General features: G+C 59.1%; 19 protein-coding genes and 1 tRNA gene. 12 read left to right on the top strand and 8 right to left on the bottom strand.

Annotated elements, in window-relative coordinates:
* Positions 1 to 5: 5 nt before the first annotated feature.
* The 4 genes from KCG45_RS14050 to KCG45_RS14035 are packed head-to-tail and all read right to left on the bottom strand — an operon-like array spanning position 6 to position 3,009.
* A complete protein-coding gene (locus KCG45_RS14050; RefSeq protein WP_218317924.1) occupies positions 6 to 551 on the bottom strand; it encodes a chloramphenicol phosphotransferase CPT family protein in 546 nt (181 codons plus the stop codon).
* Complete coding sequence (locus tag KCG45_RS14045) at positions 548 to 1,318, bottom strand: cyclase family protein (protein WP_218317923.1); 771 nt, start codon at positions 1,316 to 1,318, stop codon at positions 548 to 550. Before KCG45_RS14045 ends, KCG45_RS14050 begins: the two co-directional genes overlap by 4 nt.
* A gap of 9 nt (positions 1,319 to 1,327) precedes the next feature.
* Positions 1,328 to 2,452 carry a 3-dehydroquinate synthase gene (aroB, locus tag KCG45_RS14040; protein ID WP_218317922.1) on the bottom strand — a complete coding sequence of 375 codons (1,125 nt, stop codon included), beginning with the start codon at positions 2,450 to 2,452 and terminating at the stop codon, positions 1,328 to 1,330.
* Positions 2,443 to 3,009 carry a shikimate kinase gene (locus tag KCG45_RS14035; protein WP_218317921.1) on the bottom strand — a complete coding sequence of 189 codons (567 nt, stop codon included), beginning with the start codon at positions 3,007 to 3,009 and terminating at the stop codon, positions 2,443 to 2,445. Before KCG45_RS14035 ends, aroB begins: the two co-directional genes overlap by 10 nt.
* A gap of 250 nt (positions 3,010 to 3,259) precedes the next feature.
* Here KCG45_RS14035 and KCG45_RS14030 point away from each other — a divergent pair, with 250 nt between their 5' ends.
* The 4 genes from KCG45_RS14030 (at position 3,260) to KCG45_RS14015 (ending at position 8,589) form a co-directional block, all read left to right on the top strand.
* Positions 3,260 to 5,143 (top strand): hypothetical protein, encoded by a 1,884-nt coding sequence (locus KCG45_RS14030; RefSeq protein WP_255548242.1) that lies wholly within the window; start codon positions 3,260 to 3,262, stop codon positions 5,141 to 5,143.
* A gap of 22 nt (positions 5,144 to 5,165) precedes the next feature.
* Positions 5,166 to 6,065 carry a tyrosine recombinase gene (locus KCG45_RS14025; protein WP_218317920.1) on the top strand — a complete coding sequence of 300 codons (900 nt, stop codon included), beginning with the start codon at positions 5,166 to 5,168 and terminating at the stop codon, positions 6,063 to 6,065.
* 9 nt (positions 6,066 to 6,074) lie between these two features.
* Positions 6,075 to 7,019: an acetyl-CoA carboxylase carboxyltransferase subunit alpha gene (locus tag KCG45_RS14020; protein WP_218317919.1), complete on the top strand. Its 945-nt coding sequence runs from the start codon at positions 6,075 to 6,077 to the stop codon at positions 7,017 to 7,019.
* A gap of 91 nt (positions 7,020 to 7,110) precedes the next feature.
* Positions 7,111 to 8,589: a M48 family metalloprotease gene (locus KCG45_RS14015; RefSeq protein ID WP_218317918.1), complete on the top strand. Its 1,479-nt coding sequence runs from the start codon at positions 7,111 to 7,113 to the stop codon at positions 8,587 to 8,589.
* Between the two features lie 105 nt (positions 8,590 to 8,694).
* On the opposite strand, the gene KCG45_RS14010 is transcribed toward KCG45_RS14015, so the two are convergent.
* Together KCG45_RS14010 and KCG45_RS14005 are read right to left on the bottom strand one after the other, a co-directional pair.
* Complete coding sequence (locus KCG45_RS14010; RefSeq protein WP_218317917.1) at positions 8,695 to 8,853, bottom strand: Flp family type IVb pilin; 159 nt, start codon at positions 8,851 to 8,853, stop codon at positions 8,695 to 8,697.
* Positions 8,854 to 8,971: 118 nt separating this feature from the next.
* Positions 8,972 to 9,157 carry a Flp family type IVb pilin gene (locus KCG45_RS14005; protein WP_218317916.1) on the bottom strand — a complete coding sequence of 62 codons (186 nt, stop codon included), beginning with the start codon at positions 9,155 to 9,157 and terminating at the stop codon, positions 8,972 to 8,974.
* 57 nt (positions 9,158 to 9,214) lie between these two features.
* Between KCG45_RS14005 and KCG45_RS14000 the strand changes: the two genes are divergently transcribed.
* Entirely contained in the window at positions 9,215 to 9,664 is a 450-nt protein-coding gene (locus tag KCG45_RS14000) for a (deoxy)nucleoside triphosphate pyrophosphohydrolase (protein WP_255548239.1), read from the top strand.
* Positions 9,665 to 9,735: 71 nt separating this feature from the next.
* Positions 9,736 to 9,812: transfer RNA gene (locus KCG45_RS13995), tRNA-Arg, on the top strand.
* Between the two features lie 94 nt (positions 9,813 to 9,906).
* On the opposite strand, the gene KCG45_RS13990 is transcribed toward KCG45_RS13995, so the two are convergent.
* The gene (locus KCG45_RS13990; protein ID WP_218317915.1) at positions 9,907 to 10,302 is read right to left on the bottom strand and encodes a metallopeptidase family protein; all 396 of its coding nucleotides are present in this window, start codon (positions 10,300 to 10,302) and stop codon (positions 9,907 to 9,909) included.
* Between the two features lie 94 nt (positions 10,303 to 10,396).
* On the opposite strand from KCG45_RS13990, the gene KCG45_RS13985 reads away from it, so the two are divergent.
* The 5 genes from KCG45_RS13985 to KCG45_RS13965 all read left to right on the top strand — a co-directional run bounded on the left by KCG45_RS13985 (position 10,397) and on the right by KCG45_RS13965 (position 13,605).
* The gene (locus KCG45_RS13985) at positions 10,397 to 10,888 is read left to right on the top strand and encodes a hemerythrin domain-containing protein (RefSeq protein ID WP_218317914.1); all 492 of its coding nucleotides are present in this window, start codon (positions 10,397 to 10,399) and stop codon (positions 10,886 to 10,888) included.
* 141 nt (positions 10,889 to 11,029) lie between these two features.
* Positions 11,030 to 11,644 carry a GTP cyclohydrolase I FolE gene (gene folE, locus KCG45_RS13980; protein WP_218317913.1) on the top strand — a complete coding sequence of 205 codons (615 nt, stop codon included), beginning with the start codon at positions 11,030 to 11,032 and terminating at the stop codon, positions 11,642 to 11,644.
* Positions 11,645 to 11,777: 133 nt separating this feature from the next.
* On the top strand, positions 11,778 to 12,170 hold the full coding sequence (locus tag KCG45_RS13975) for a BlaI/MecI/CopY family transcriptional regulator (RefSeq protein WP_218317912.1): 393 nt from the start codon (positions 11,778 to 11,780) through the stop codon (positions 12,168 to 12,170).
* Positions 12,167 to 12,829, top strand: a complete 663-nt coding sequence (locus tag KCG45_RS13970; RefSeq protein WP_218317911.1) for a M56 family metallopeptidase — start codon at positions 12,167 to 12,169, stop codon at positions 12,827 to 12,829. Before KCG45_RS13975 ends, KCG45_RS13970 begins: the two co-directional genes overlap by 4 nt.
* Positions 12,830 to 13,020: 191 nt before the next feature.
* Positions 13,021 to 13,605: a M23 family metallopeptidase gene (locus tag KCG45_RS13965; protein WP_218317910.1), complete on the top strand. Its 585-nt coding sequence runs from the start codon at positions 13,021 to 13,023 to the stop codon at positions 13,603 to 13,605.
* 80 nt (positions 13,606 to 13,685) lie between these two features.
* Here KCG45_RS13965 and KCG45_RS13960 read toward each other — a convergent pair whose 3' ends face one another.
* On the bottom strand, positions 13,686 to 14,165 hold the full coding sequence (locus KCG45_RS13960) for a peroxiredoxin (protein WP_218317909.1): 480 nt from the start codon (positions 14,163 to 14,165) through the stop codon (positions 13,686 to 13,688).
* Positions 14,166 to 14,338: 173 nt separating this feature from the next.
* Here KCG45_RS13960 and ahcY point away from each other — a divergent pair, with 173 nt between their 5' ends.
* Entirely contained in the window at positions 14,339 to 15,757 is a 1,419-nt protein-coding gene (ahcY, locus tag KCG45_RS13955) for an adenosylhomocysteinase (RefSeq protein WP_218317908.1), read from the top strand.
* The last annotated feature ends 119 nt before the right edge of the window (positions 15,758 to 15,876 follow it).

Here is a 15,876-nt window from a genome sequence, read left to right as displayed (position 1 = left end):
CCCGATTATAATTGCGCCAGAATTTTGCTCGCGAGTTCGCGAGGGCTGGCACCGCTCGTGTCAATTTCGCTGTCATAAGCGATGCCTTCGTGGAGCTCGGTAGACTGTCCGCGAGCAAGCCCAATCAGTCGGTCGCCTCTTGCTCTTTCGCGCGCCTCGATAATGTCTATCGGAGCGGTGACCTTTACGAAATGCGGATCACATCCGCTCAGTCCACTTCGATAGGCCTCCATCTCTGCCGCATAACAGACCTCATCCACCACTAGGTCGAGGCCCTTCTTTGCCGCTTCGATCACGAATGAGCGCATGACGCCGAGCAGCGCCTCCCCGCGCGGCCCGTTCGAGATGCGCGGGAGCTTTCCTGATCCTGTTTCGACTTGGTCGAGCCTGAACCATTCCGGCCTGAACTCGTGGCCGTTCGGCAGGAAAGAGATGAATGCGTCCATCTCGACGTGCAGGAATGTCGAATAGGCCTGTTCTTGGATCGCTCTTGCCAACGATGATTTGCCTGCGCTGCTCACCCCGTTGAGGATGATGACCTTGGCGCTCATTCCCCGATTATCGCTACCGCGCGGATCCATCCGGCGCTGGCGCGTTCTATCTTTACGGGAAAGCAGCTGAACATGAAGCCATGTGCTGGCAGGCGTTCCAGGTTAGTGAGCTTTTCGATCTGGTAATATGGCCTGATGCGCCCGGCCTTGTGACCCTCCCAGATGATCGAGGGGTCGCGGGTCTCCGCCCAGCGTTTTGCCGTGTGGCTGAACGGTGCATCCCAGCTCCACGCGTCGGTTCCGACGACCTCTACGCCGCGCTCGGTCAACCATAAGGTTGCATCTGCGCCGAGGCCTACGCCTTGGTCGATGAAATCGTCCGTGCCGTACACCGCGCCCGACTGGATCAGCACGATATCCAGCGGTTCGAGCTCATAGTTGATCTCGGCGAATGCGTGTTCGAGTTCGTCGGCTGTCACGACGTGGCCGTGCGGCAAATGCGAGAAATCCAGTTTGACACCGGGGCGGAAAAACCGATCAAGCGGTGCTTCGTCGATACTGGGCGCAGGGGCAGCGCCCTCATCCGTCGTCGAATGATAGTGCCACGGAGCATCCATATGCGTGCCGTTATGGGTGGACAGCTCGAGCATTTCTAACGCCCAGCCTTCACCGTCTGGAAGATCGCCTTTTTCGAGGCCGGGGAAGAACATCGCGATCTGCTGCCAAGTATCCTGGTGTGTCATATACTGGATTTTGGGCCGCATGACTTCGGGATCGGAGATCACGTCGTTGGTGATGGGGATGGAAAGGTCGACGAAACGGGGCATCGTGAGAGATTAGTGCGCCTTGAGCTGCTCGTCGAGGAAAGCGGCAATGTCCGACATCTCGACATCGCGGGCGAGATAGGCCTCGCCGATGCCTCTCAGCAACAGGAAGGGCAGGGTATCGCTCTCCATCTTCTTGTCATGGCGCATGTGGTTGGCGAGATCGTCGCCGGTTCCCTGCATACCGAGCGCGCTTATCTCCGATGGCAGTCCCGCCGCGGCAATCGCCTGTGTGACTCGCTCCGCCTGTTCCTGCGGCATCTCGTCGCGCCGCGCGGAATAGCGGGCCGCGAGAACCATCCCTGCAGCGACGGCTTCACCATGCAACAGGCGATCGGAAAAACCGGTCTCCGCCTCGAGCGCGTGCCCGAAGGTATGTCCGAGATTGAGCAGCGCGCGAACTCCGGTGGTTTCCCGCTCATCCTCGGCGACGATCCGAGCCTTGGCGCGGATGCTTGTTGCGATGGCATAGCTTAGCGCGTCAGGTTCGCGGGACAGCACTTTGTTGCCATTGGCTTCGAGCCAGCCAAAAAACTCGGCGTCCCCCAGTAGGCCGTATTTGATGACTTCGGCATAGCCCGCGCGCATTTCGCGGTCGGGCAGGGTGCCCAGCACAAGCGGGTCGATCAGGACGGCGGAAGGCTGGTGGAAGGCTCCGATCAGGTTCTTGCCCGCGCGCGTGTTGATCGCGGTCTTGCCGCCGACGGAGCTGTCCACTTGAGCGAGCAGCGTTGTTGGAATCTGCACGAAGCCGCAGCCGCGCTTGGTCACGGCGCAAGCGAACCCCGTGAGATCGCCGACAACGCCCCCGCCAACCGCGAAGACATGGTCTGATCGGGTCACCCGGAGGCTGAGCAGCCAGTCGGTGAGTTTTTCCAGCATGGGCCAGCTTTTGGCCGCTTCACCCGGATCGACCACGAACCAGTCCGCTGCAAAACCTGCACCTGAAAGGCTTCGTTCGATAGCTTCGCTGTAAAGGCGATGCGTGTTGTTGTCGGCTACAAATGGAACCGCGCGCCCGTTCTTCCCGAAACTGTTGAGGTAACCGCGCGCTTCGCTCGCCAGGTCATCCAGCACGCCGCTTTCGATTGTCACGTCATAGCTGCGCCCGGCGAGGGAGACGGGTATCACAGCCATTGGTCGATCGCCTCGAGTATCGTCTTGGCCGTCTGCGCATGCGGCCCGTTTTCACTGACGACGCGGACCTGCGCCTGGCCGTAGAATTCGCCGCGCTCATCGAGCAACTTGGTCAGGATTTGCTTGGGATCGCCCGTCTTCAGCAAGGGGCGGTGGTCGCGGCGTGAAGTTCGCTCGACCAAAGTGTCGATATCGCAATCGATCCACACTGCGATTGCCTGGTCGAGGATCAGCGCGCGTGTTTCGGGATCGATGAAGGCACCGCCCCCTGTCGCGATGACGCCGCTGTTCTCTTCGATAAGCCGCGCGATGACGCGTCTTTCGCCATCGCGAAAATAGGCTTCGCCGAATTCTTCGAAGATTTCCGTAATCTTTCGCTGCGCGGCGTCTTCGATCGCATCGTCGGCATCGACAAAGTCGCGCTCCAACAGGGCGGCGAGCTTGCGCCCGACGGTCGATTTTCCAGCGCCCATCAGCCCGACAAGCACGACCGGCCTGTCGATCCGTCGTGCGATCCGGGCAATATCGTCATCGTTCAAAGAGGCATCCGCAGTCATTGCAGCTTGGCCTATAGATGGGGTAGAGCGCGCGCAATATGTCAAAACTGTCGCGTCATCCTCATGCACAGGGTAGGGTCCTTGGCCAAGGTTCGAAAAGGCGCAGGCCGCCGCTCGCGCGATTGCCGATTTACGCAGGAGTTGGTGTTCTCACAGTGTTGATACTTGCATACTTCGACGGAGGCGAAGAGCCGATCCGGCCAATTACACAGCAGGTCGAAATGCCCCGCTCGGTGTCAGGAAGGCTGTAATGCGGAGCAGTGTCTGGCTTGGAAGCGCAGCTGCGCTCGGAATGATCGGGGCGCTGGGCGGTACATTCGCAGCGAGTCTTGCGACCGCTCAAGATGCGCCCGAGTCGCTGTTGCCACCGGGATTTGACGATCCTGCTCCCGCTCCCACGCCAACTCCAGTGCCAACTGCGCTGCCGACCGCAGCGCCGCAAGCAGCGCCAGCAGCACCGCCGCCCGTAGCCCCGGCAACGGGAGAACAGGATGCACCAGGTGCGCTGCCAGATGTTCCGACACTGACCGGAGATGATCTTGCGGGCATCCCTTCTCTGGAGGAGCTTGAGGACCTTTCACCGGAGGAGCTTGATGAGCGGCTTGGCCTGAAACCCAAATTCGACATTCCGCCTGCGGCGCGGCGTTCCTTGACCCAAATCGGCTTGCTCTCACGTGCCGAAGGCGGCTTACCGACTGCCTCGCTTGCCAATCAGCCTGCAGGGCTGGTTCGCGCAATCCTTGCAGGAACCCAGCGCCAGATGGTTTCGCGTTGGGGGCACATCCTCATGCGGCGGGTGCTTGCAAGCCGACTGACCGCGCCCGAGGGCATGGACCCGGTTGAATTCACAGCCTTGCGAGCCGCAGTGCTCAACCGGATGGGGGAATTCACCGTTGCTCGTGCCTTGGCGCAGGATGTGGACACGGAAAACTGGAACACAGCGCTGACCAGCCAAGCGCTCACTTCGTACATCGCGGCATCGGACCTCGTCGGCGCATGCCCTGCGATCCGCCTCCAGGGATCATCGCGTGAAGACCCGCAATGGGTGATGCTGCAGGCGATCTGCAACGCTTACGCCGGAGAAGGCACTCGCGCTGGAGCGCAGCTTGACCGTGCCCTTGGTCAGAACCTTGCACCGTCAATCGATATCTTGCTCGCACAGCGATACGCTGGCGCTGCCGGACGTGGTCGCAGGGCGGTGGATGTGGAATGGGATGAGGTCGAGGATCTCAATCCGTGGCGGTTTTCGCTGGCGAATGCCGTCGGTGAACCGATCCCGGAAGGCTTGATCGAGGAAGCGGTCGCAGGTCCGGAAGGCGGATATTACGCTTGGGCTGCGGCGACTGCTCCCATGATCCCGCTCGCATCGCGTGAGCCTTATGCTCAGCGCGCGGCGAGTGACGGGATTCTTTCCTCGCGCGCTATGGTCGATCTTTATAGTCAGATTTTTGCGGCGAGCTCCATCGGCGGCGAAGTCGGTGATCGCGCGGCTTTGTTGCGCGAGGCGTATGTGGCGAGCGACGATCAGGCCCGGATCAATGCGATGCAGCAATTGTGGGGGGAGCAGGGCTATCATTCGGGTCATGTCACCACAGCTTATGCCGCAGCGAGGATCACGCCGTCCAAAGAGTATGCGGGCTATTCCGGCGGATTGATTTCATCGATGCTGACGGCCGGATTGGACCGCGACGCGGCCGCATGGCGCAACGTCATTGCCGAGGGAAGCCTGGGCTGGGCGCTGCTTCAGTTGAGCGGCACCGCTTCTGGTCCCGCCGATCAGCAGGCCATCGATACTTTCGCAGACAATGACGACAGCAGCGAAATGCGCGCTACCGCGTTTCTCGTGGCAGGTCTCGCCGGATTGGACCGGATCGCGGCCGACGATGTGGAGGAATTCACGGAGCGGACAGGTATTAGCTTGGCCCGTCAGTCCCGCTGGACCCGCACGATCGAGCGGGCGGCCGATACGCGCAACGCGGCCCTTGTCGCCTTGCTTGTCGGGTTGGGCATGCAGGGAGACGACTGGGCGCAAATGACGCCGTTGCATCTCTTCCACATCGTGTCCGCGCTTCGACAAGTGGGACTTGAGGCAGAAGCGCGGATGATCGCTGCCGAAGCCGTCGCCCGGGCCTGATAGCGGCGCTGACGCCATCAGAATGTCTGCCGCGACCCGCTCTTTTCTCGATATGCTCGCTGCGGAGCGCGGCGCAGCGGCAAACACCCTCGCGGCGTATCGGCGCGATCTGGAAGGGGCGGAGGAAGCAATCGGCGACCTTGCCCAGGCATCCCGTGCAAACGTAGCGAAGCTCGCGCACGCTTGGTCTGCTCTCGCCCCATCCACCGTTGCGCGGAAGGCATCGGCACTGCGTCAATTTTTCGGCTTCGCGGTCGATGAAGGCTGGCGAAAAGACGATCCGTCGGGCGCGCTTCCTTCGCCGCGCTCTCAGCGGCCCTTGCCCAAAGTCCTTTCGCACAGCCAGGTCGAGACCTTGCTGGAACGCGCCGAGCTGGAGGCAGAGAGCGGCAAAGCTGCGAGCGTCCGGCAGTTGGCCTTGCTCGAAATGCTGTATGGTTCCGGTCTTCGCGCAACCGAACTCGTTTCGCTTCCGCTGAGCGCTGTCCCTCGCGATGCACCGCTGATCACAGTTATGGGGAAGGGCGGGCAGGCGCGCATGGTTCCGGTAAGCGAGCGCGCTCGCAGCGCTTTGCAGGAGTGGATCAAGCTGCGCCCGGCCAATCCGAATTCGTGGTTCCTCTTCCCTTCGCGCTCGAAAATGGGCGGCGATAGACATCTGTCCCGTGTCCGGCTGTATCAGCTGCTAAAGGACCTGGCGGTGCGGGCGGGGCTTGATCCAGCCGGGATCAGCCCGCATGTTTTGCGCCATGCCTTTGCCACTCACCTGCTGGAAGGAGGGGCCGATCTGCGCGTCCTGCAGACGTTGCTTGGTCACGCAGACATTGCAACGACGCAAATCTATACGCACGTCGATGCGGCACGGCTCGTAACATTGGTCAATTCGCGTCACCCTCTTGCTACCCGGCGCGCATCGGATTAGCGCATCCTCATGATAGCTTATCTCGATTTCGAGAAACCCGTCGCCCAACTTGAAGAGCGCATTTCCGAATTGCGCAGCGCAAGCGAGAACGACGAGGTCGACATTTCCAGTGAAATTGCGCGATTGGAAACGAAAAGCGCGGAATTGCTTGCCAGCACCTATGCGTCCCTGACGCCGTGGCAGAAAACGCAAGTTGCGCGGCACCCTGCGCGGCCGCATTTTCGCGATTATGTCGAGCATGCTTTCGACGAATTCATGCCGCTTGGCGGGGACCGTCTTTTCGGGGACGATCTCGCGATCATGGGCGGGTTCGCGAAGCTGAATGGCTGCCGTGTCATGCTGATTGGTCATGAGAAGGGGCACGATACCCAGACGCGGCTCAAGCACAATTTCGGCATGGGCAAGCCCGAAGGCTATCGTAAGGCGATCCGGCTGATGGAGCTCGCCGGCCGGTTTGGACTGCCAGTGGTCACGCTGGTGGATACGTCCGGCGCGTTCCCCGGTATCGAAGCTGAAGAGCGCGGCCAGGCCGAAGCGATCGCCCGTTCCACCGAAGCTTGCCTGGCGCTGCCTGTGCCGATGGTCGCTGCGATTGTTGGAGAGGGCGGTTCTGGCGGTGCTGTGGCCTTGGCCAGCGCTGAACGGGTGCTCATGCTCGAACACTCGGTCTATTCGGTGATTTCCCCTGAAGGTTGTGCGTCGATCCTATGGCGCACGTCGGACAAGGCGTCCGAAGCGGCACAGGCGATGAAGGTCACGGCGCAGCATCTCAAGCGGCTGAAAGTCATCGATCGGATCGTGAAGGAACCCGCAGGCGGCGCGCACCGGGATCCAGTTGCCACGGCAAAAGCTCTTGCCAGTGCTTTGGGAGAGGAAATCGACGCACTCGCCGACCTTCCCAGTGAAACGCTGATCCGCGCGCGCGAAGAGAGGTTTCTGCAGCTCGGCGGCTAATTCGAAGCGCACTTCGGAACATCCGGGCCGCGATTGTATTGGTTGAACATACAATAACTGCGATCGGGACGATAATAGGAGTGCGCAGAACATGAACAAATTCAAACAACTGGCGAAGCTTGGAACGGTATCCGCGCTTGCAATCACGCTTTCCGGCTGCATGGGCGGAGGGCCCATTCCTTCGGCTTCGACGCCAATCACCCAGCAGGAAGCGCAGCAAGGCGCGCAATATCATCCGCAGTTTCTCGCCCAATTTGGCGGCGCGATGTCAGGGCCTCAGGCAGCCTATGTCGAACAGGTCGGCAAGAATATTGCTGTCCAGTCGGGCCTTGGCAATGCGCGGGAAAGCTTCACGGTGAGTCTGTTGAACAGCCCCGTGAACAACGCGTTCGCCGTTCCCGGCGGTTATATCTATTCGACCCGCCAGCTCGTTTCCTTGATGAATAACGAAGCTGAATTGGCAGGCGTTCTCGGGCACGAAGTCGGCCATGTCGCGGCCCGACATTCCCAGCGCCGGCAGCAGGCAGCTCAGCGCAATTCCATCCTCGGTGTGCTCGGCGCTATCGGCAGCTCGGTTCTGCTCGGCGACAGCGGTATCGGGGAGACGCTTTCGCGCGGATTTCTGCAAGGTTCGCAGCTCCTCACGCTCAGCTTCTCTCGCCAGCAAGAACTCGAAGCCGACGATCTCGGCATAGAGTACCTGACCCGCGCAGGATATGATCCGCGCGCCATGGGGACGGTGCTTGCGAGCCTAGCCGCGCAGAACTCTCTCGATGCGCAGCTTCAGGGGCGCGACAACGCGACGATTCCTGAATGGGCTTCCACCCATCCGGACCCAGCTAGCCGGGTTCAAACCGCTCTGAACAAGGCGCAAGGCCGGGGTGGGACCGTCACTAACCGTGACACTTTCCTGTCCCGCATCGACGGTATGATTTATGGTGACGATCCTGCGCAAGGCGTCGTTGAAGGTCGCCGGTTCATCCACCCTGACCTGCGGCTTACATTCACTGCGCCGCAGGGATTTTACATGATCAACGGCACCCGGGCCGTGACAGTCCAAGGCCAAAGTGGCCAGGCGCAGCTAACTCTGGCGCCCTACAACGGTGACTTGGACAGCTATGTTCGTCAGCAATTCCGGACGCTTGGCGGTGAGAACAACAATCTTGCGCCGGCTACTTTGGAGCGCACTACAATAAATGGTCTGCCTGCGGCTTACGGCCTCGCGCGCGTCAACAACGGCAATAGCCAGGTCGATGTCGCAGTCTTTGCGTATGAGTTCTCGAACAATCAGGCGTTTCATTTCCAGGCCATCACTCCAGCCGGACGAACAGCTACGTTCACACCGATGTTCCAGTCCATGCGGAGAATAACTCAGGCTGAGGCAAACGCGGTTATCCCGCGGCGTATTGACGTGGTGACGGTCCAACGCGGCGACACGGTGAGTTCCTTGTCACGCCGGATGGCTTATGAAACCGGGCAGGAAGCTCGCTTTCGCGTTCTGAATGCTCTGGGATCCAACGAATCCCTTCAAGCGGGTCAGAAGGTGAAACTGGTGGTCAAAGGTCGCTAAGGGCAAACACCAGGAGTTCGAACCCATTTGCGCGATATTCCGATCGCGCACAAAAAAAGCGGCGGGATTTCTCCCGCCGCTTTCTGTTTCGATAAGTCTTACGACTTAGAGTGAGTTCGAAACCGTGGTCATCGTGTTGTTCAGGTTGTTACCAACCAGACCCATCGTGGTGATTGCAGCGATCGAGATCAGTGCAGCGATGAGGCCGTATTCAATTGCGGTTGCGCCCTGCTCGTCACGAGCCAGCTTTTTGAAAAAGGTCATTTGTAGTCTCCTGGTTTTGGTCTTCGGTACCCGTTGCCCGCTCAAAGAAACGAACAGACAGATGATGGTCTAACGATGGGGTCTTGAAATTTTCCTAATTCGGAGCCTTTCGAAATCCTTAATTCGTCATCGCTTCATTCACTTTTGTCCCAACTTCATCCCAGTTGTCGTTCGTCCCGTTGGCAATGCCTCCGAGAGCCCCGACCATGGCAATGGCGATGAGACCCAGTATCAGTCCGTATTCAATGGCGGTGGCACCTGTGCTGTCCGTTCCAATGTGCTTTAGGAATTTGGTCAAACTCATGGGTCACCTGTGGATACGTTCCTGACGAGACCAAATATCGGGCTAGGGGCTTAAGAAATGGTTGATGCAGAGGCTCCAGGTGGAAAAAATCCCGACATGAATGACCGTTGGCTTACAGTCGTGGCAGGTGCTTTGCGAGCGCCCGATGGACGGTGGTTGATGCACCGCAGACCTTTGGAAAAGCATCACGGCGGGCTGTGGGAATTTCCGGGGGGGAAGGTTGAACCTTATGAAATTCCTGTAGATTCTCTCGTTCGCGAATTGCGCGAAGAGCTCGGTATCGATATTTGCAAACAGGACTGCAAGCCGATCGCTTTTGCGGAAGAGCGCGTTTCGGCAGGCCGCCCGCCCATTGTCATCCTACTTTACAAAATTGGCGCTTGGCAGGGTGTACCTGTCGCTTTGGAAGGGGGTGATGTCGGGTGGTTTACTCCGAAAGAGATCGATCGGCTCGACAAGCCGCCTCTTGATTATGAGCTGGTCGCCAGAGTGTTTGCGGAAGATTGAATAATCGCCCCTCGATACGCAAACAGAGGTTGCCAATGCGCTTCGACCCTCTTATTTGGCACCCCTACCGCGCGCCAGTAGCTCAGCTGGATAGAGTACCTGACTACGAATCAGGCGGCCGGAGGTTCGAATCCTTCCTGGCGCGCCAAGAAAGCCCATCCTTTCCCGGGGTGGGCTTTTTTGTTGGATAGGGGGTCGGACCGGATACGCAGGGCTCACAGTCAAGGGCGATCGACACGACCTCAGTCTTTCACGCTGTCCTCTAGGGCGTGCATATCTTCGTCGGAGAATCCGAAGTGATGGCCGGCCTCGTGAACGACGACATGGCGGACCAGTTCCTCAAACTCGACACCGGTTTCACGCATTTCGAGTAGCAGCGGCTGGCGAAACAGGCTGATAACAGGCGGCATGTCGCCGCTCGACCATGAGGATTGCTCGGTCAGCGGAATCCCTTCGTAAAGGCCACTCAGGTTCCAGCGGTTGTGGATTTCGACAGAGGCGAGTTGTTCTGGCGTCGCAAATTCCTCGATGCGAAGGACAACCGAGGCAAGCTGATCGCGGAATTCCTGCGGCATCCGGGCAAGCGCACGCTGGGCAGCCGCTTCGAAATCGGCGGGAGTGGGCTGTGCGCTGCTCATCCCATGAAACTGGTGATCGATCGCGGAGAGCGCAAGATTTCGGAACGTCGGACGCGTTCACCCGTTGAACGGTAAAGAAATCAAGGAGCCATTTATGACCGAGCAGAGCACTGTTCTCACACGTTTAAAGACCGACCATGATCGCCAGCGCAAACTGCTGGACCAGATCGCCGATACGAGCGGCGACACCGAGCGTCGCCGTGAACTTTTCACCGAATTGACCAAGGAACTGAAGAGCCACGCCGCAGCAGAAGAGCAGGCCGTCTATTCAGAGATGCTGGCGGACCCCGAAGTGAGCGATGAGACCCGTCACTCAGTCGCCGAGCACCACGAAATCGACGAGATGCTCAATGATCTCGCCGCGACGGACATGGCTTCGCCCGGGTGGCTGCAGAAATTCAAACAGCTCGACGATCGCTATCGGCACCACATCAACGAAGAAGAGGACGATCACTTTCCCGATTTTGCCGAACAGATCGATGATGCAATGGACAAAGAGATGACCGAAACCTTCGACGCGAGGAAAAAGGCTGAAAAGAAAGCGGCCGAAGTCACTCCGGAAAAGGCAGAGAACGCCAAAGAATAACTGCGCCGATACGGATCGGACAAAGCGCGCCCTTCGCGACATTGCGGAGGGCGCGCTTCTTTTTCGCTGCAAGCGATTGCGAAGCCGATGGTTTTACGCAAAGGCTCGCGGCGGGATCACGTTTGAGGACAGGACGAAGATATGAGCTGCGCTGACGATCACGACATTGATCCCGAAAATCCATTGAACAAACCCGATGTCCCAGACTACGTCCAAGACGCAATCCGCACATTGATTGAGTGGGCGGGGGACGACCCGGCGCGTGAAGGACTGCTGGATACGCCGAAGCGGGTCGGCCGTGCGTGGCTCGAATACTGTGAAGGCTACAAGGAAGATCCCGCGATTCACCTCAGCCGTGTCTTCGAAGAAGTCGGCGGGTACGAGGAGATCGTCCTGCTCAAGGACATCCCATTCCAGTCGGCGTGCGAGCACCACATGGCTCCGATCACAGGCAAGGCGCACATCGCCTATCTGCCGCACAAGAAGGTGGTCGGCATTTCCAAGCTCGCACGCGTACTCCACGGCTTCGCGCGGCGGCTGCAAGTGCAGGAAAGGCTGACGGCTGAAGTCGCCGATTGCATCTGGGAAAACCTGGAGCCGCAGGGCGTGGCTGTCGTGATCGAGGCACAGCATGGCTGCATGACGGGGCGCGGGGTGAAAACGCCCGGCGTAGCCATGACGACCAGCCGCGTGATGGGCTGCTTCCTTGAAGATCCCCGCAGCCGTAAGGAAGTTATGAGCCTAATGGGGTACTGATCTAAGGCCGATGGCTACGAAGCTCATGATGCCGCCTATTTTCGCTCCATAAATCCGGCGAGGCGAGGCTCGGCTTCGCTAAATCGAAACGATGCTGCTTGACGCATGGTGGCATTTGTCACCATGTGGCGACATGAAGCCTGCACCAACCGAATTGCCGATCCTGCGCCATCTGTGGAGCCTTGGCCCACAAAGCGTCGGCGAAATTCATCAAGCTGTGAGCGGCGAGACTGGCTGGTCCCGATCCTCAACCCGCAAAACGATCGAGCGCATGGTTGATAAGGGGCTACTCGTCGCCTCCGAAGAGCACGGGCTCAAGATTTACCGCGCCAAAGCCAAAAAAGTCCCGACTCTGGCCCGCATGATCCGCAGTTTCGCCTCTGACGTCCTCGGACTGGAAGGGCCGTTGCCGGTGTCGAGCCTCGTCAACAGCCGGATCCTCGACGCGCGCGAATTGGCGGAACTCGAAGCCCTGCTCGATGAGGATGGCGAGAGCGATCCGAACACGCAAGGTGACGGATCGTGACCGGCCTTCTGTTCTACGCAGCTGCGTCGATGGTTGCGGGTGCAATCGCTTTCGGGGCAACTGTGTTATGTGCGAGGCTCGCACCCACGACGCGGAATTGGTCGGGTCTTTGGGCTACCGCGCTCATTGTGAGTGCTGCGATCCCGCTGCTCGGCGCGATATTCACGGCTTTGAGCGCGTGGTTTCCAATTCTCGAGCCAACCAGCACTTTGCTTTTGCCCATTGGCGGTCCCATTGACCTGTCTGTTTTTGCGGGGCCGGGTGAAGGGCCGGCGGCCACTCCTAGCGACGTAGCCACTCCGCCCACGTTGATCGTGTTTGCCATTATCGCGGGTGCAGTGGTTTGCCTTGCACGCCTCTACTCAGGCAGGCGCAAAGCTATCGGGGTGTCGCTCAGGGCACACGGACCCAGGCAACTGCGTGGTCATAGCTACTGGATTTCGCATGAAGTCGATACGGCTTTCGCGATCGTCGGTGTGGTACCCCGCCGTGCGCCTCGGATTATCCTCCCTGCGCGGATAATCGAGGAACTGCCTGAGCGGGAATTGGTGCTAATCTTGAGGCATGAGCAGGCGCATATCAGGCGGCGCGATGACCAGATCGGCGTTATGCTGCGCGCACTGACCGCACTCACCTGGTTCATCCATTCATGCAGCTAATCTTCGCGAGGTGGAGCCAATCGGCGGAAATTCAATGCGACGAGGCCGCACTGGCCGATCAGTCTCACGAAATGCGTCGCGTCTACGCGCAAACCTTGCTCACGGCGCTTCACATAATGGCGGGCCGGGTACGGCAATACCCGGCCGCCTCCTTCTCAACCCATCGAATTAGGAACGAAAAGATGAGAATTATGCAGATTATGAGAGGTAGTCCCCTTGTTTACAAGCGTGGCGGGGCGCGTGTCGCGCTTTCGGCGGTGGCTTTCGCCGCCACGGGGGTCGGCGCGATGTCGGTTTCCGCGCACGGTGACGCTCTCAGCTATGAGGAGCCAAGGCTCTCTGTCGTGACGCAATCGGCACCGCGGGCCGTGCCTGCCGTGAGGATTGTCGAAGGCAAGATAACTGCCCGATTCGGCACGGCTGCCGATCCGTTTCGCAGCGGCAAGTCACGCAATCACAAGGGGATCGACATCGCCGCCCCTATAGGGACGCCGGTGCAAGCACCTTCGGATGGTAGTATTGTCGAGGCCACCAATCTTTTCGATAACAAGCCGAATTACGGCATCGTGGTGGTGCATCGCGCTTCCAACGGCACATTGACTTTATTCGCGCATCTCGATGGATTCATGGTTACCCCGGGGCAGACCGTTTCGGCAGGTCAACAGATCGCCCGCGTCGGGAATTCCGGGAAGAGTACGGGGCCCCACGTGCATATCGAAACAATCCGCGACGGCGAACATGTTGATCCGCAGTCGGTCTGGCCCGTTTTGCAGTAAACGCTCACGCGATTTCGCGATAAAAAAGCGAAGGGCGCCCGATTAACGGGCGCCCTTTTCTCGGCATACTGATTGTCGGCTCATAGCTGGCCGAGCATATGCTCCGCGCTCGAGACGCGGAAGTCGCCTGGCTCTTCAACGTTGAGCTGTTCGACAATGCCGTCATTGACCACCATGGAGAATCGCTGGCCGCGCTTGCCCATTCCGAAGCCCGAACCGTCCATGGTCAGGCCGACAGCGTCCGCAAATTCTGCATTGCCATCGGCAAGCATTGTGATGTCATTCGATCCCGCAGCGCTGTTCCATGCGCCCATCACGAAAGCATCGTTGACTGCGGTGCCGACGATTTCGTCCACACCCTTCGCTTTGAGCTCGTCGGCTTTTTCAACGAAGCCGGGAAGATGTTTGGCCGAACATGTCGGGGTAAAGGCGCCCGGCACGGAGAAAAGCGCGACTTTCTTGCCTGCGAAGTATTCGCTGGCCTGGACCTGCTGCGGGCCATCCGCGGTTGCTTTGACCAAAGTTGCGTCGGGCAGCTTGTCGCCTACAGAAATCGTCATGTTGGCATTTCCTTTCGTGTGCGGGGTGTCTCGCGACACGATATAGGACCTCTTGTCGACCGAGCAACAATTACACATATAAAGATAACTTTATATTTGCGTGATGACGCCCTGAACGCTACGGCACGACGCAAGAATTCAAATGACCCCGATTTCATTTTCAGGAGACATCCATGGCGACCCTCGCTGCTAATCAGGAATATATCATCAAGGACATCTCGCTGGCGCAATACGGCCGTGACGAGATTGCCATTGCCGAAACCGAAATGCCGGGCCTTATGGCTCTGCGCGAGGAATATGGCGCATCGCAGCCCCTGAAGGGCGCGCGCATCACCGGATCTCTCCACATGACGATCCAGACCGCGGTTCTGATTGAAACTCTGGTCGCGCTCGGCGCGGAAGTCCGCTGGGCAACCTGCAACATCTTCTCGACCCAGGATCACGCCGCCGCTGCGATAGCCGATCAGGGCATCCCGGTGTTCGCGATCAAGGGCGAAACGCTCGCCGATTACTGGGACTATGTTGGCCGGATCTTCGATTGGTCGACCGACGAGAATCCTGATCTGACCGCAAACATCATCCTGGACGATGGCGGCGATGCGACGATGTTCGCGCTGTGGGGCGCGCGCATTGAAGCCGGCGAAGATCTGCCTGCTCCTGCAAATGCCGAGGAAATCGAATTCCAGCGTGCGCTCAAGGCTTATGTCGCCGAGAAGCCCGGCTACCTCACCAAGAGCGTCCAGAACATCAAGGGCGTTTCGGAAGAGACGACCACCGGTGTCATGCGCCTCTACCAGATCGCCAAACAGGGCAAACTGCCGTTCCCGGCGATCAATGTGAACGACAGCGTGACCAAGTCGAAGTTCGACAATCTTTATGGCTGCAAGGAATCGCTCGTCGATGCGATCCGCCGCGCGACCGACGTGATGCTGGCCGGTAAGGTCGCCTGCGTTGCTGGATACGGCGACGTCGGCAAGGGATCGGCTGCCTCGCTTCGCGATGGCGGTGCCCGCGTCATGGTCACCGAGATCGACCCGATCTGTGCACTGCAGGCGGCAATGGACGGATACGAAGTCGTCACCATGGAAGAGGGCGCGAAACGCGCTGATATTTTCGTGACTGCCACCGGCAATGAAGACGTGATCACCGGTGAGCACATGAAAGCCATGAAAAACATGGCGATTGTCTGCAACATCGGCCATTTCGACAGCGAGATCCAGATTTCCGCACTCGACAATTACGATTGGAAGGAAATCAAGGAGGGCACCGACATGGTGACCATGCCTGACGGCAAGAACCTGCTGATCCTCGCCAAGGGCCGCCTCGTAAACCTCGGTTGCGCGACCGGCCACCCGAGCTTCGTTATGAGCGCGAGCTTTACCAATCAGACACTCGCTCAGATCGAACTGTTCACCAAGTCGGACGAATACGAAAACGACGTATACGTTCTGCCCAAGCACCTCGACGAGAAGGTTGCGGCCTTGCATCTCGACAAACTAGGCGTTGAACTGAGCAAGCTGAGCCAGAAACAGGCCGATTACATCGGTGTGCCGGCAGAGGGACCATTCAAGCCGGATCACTACCGCTACTAAGATAAAAGCTGCATTTGCTTTGGTTCGAAGCATCCAATCCAAAAGCCCTCGCAAATCATCGCATTTGCGGGGGTTTTTCGTGGTCGCGGCCATTGCATCGTCCGCCGCGCGGGCATAGC

Source organism: Erythrobacter ani, assembly GCF_019204025.1.
Classification (GTDB): Bacteria; Pseudomonadota; Alphaproteobacteria; order Sphingomonadales; family Sphingomonadaceae; genus Erythrobacter; species Erythrobacter ani.
This window is presented reverse-complemented; position numbering and strand designations above follow the sequence as displayed.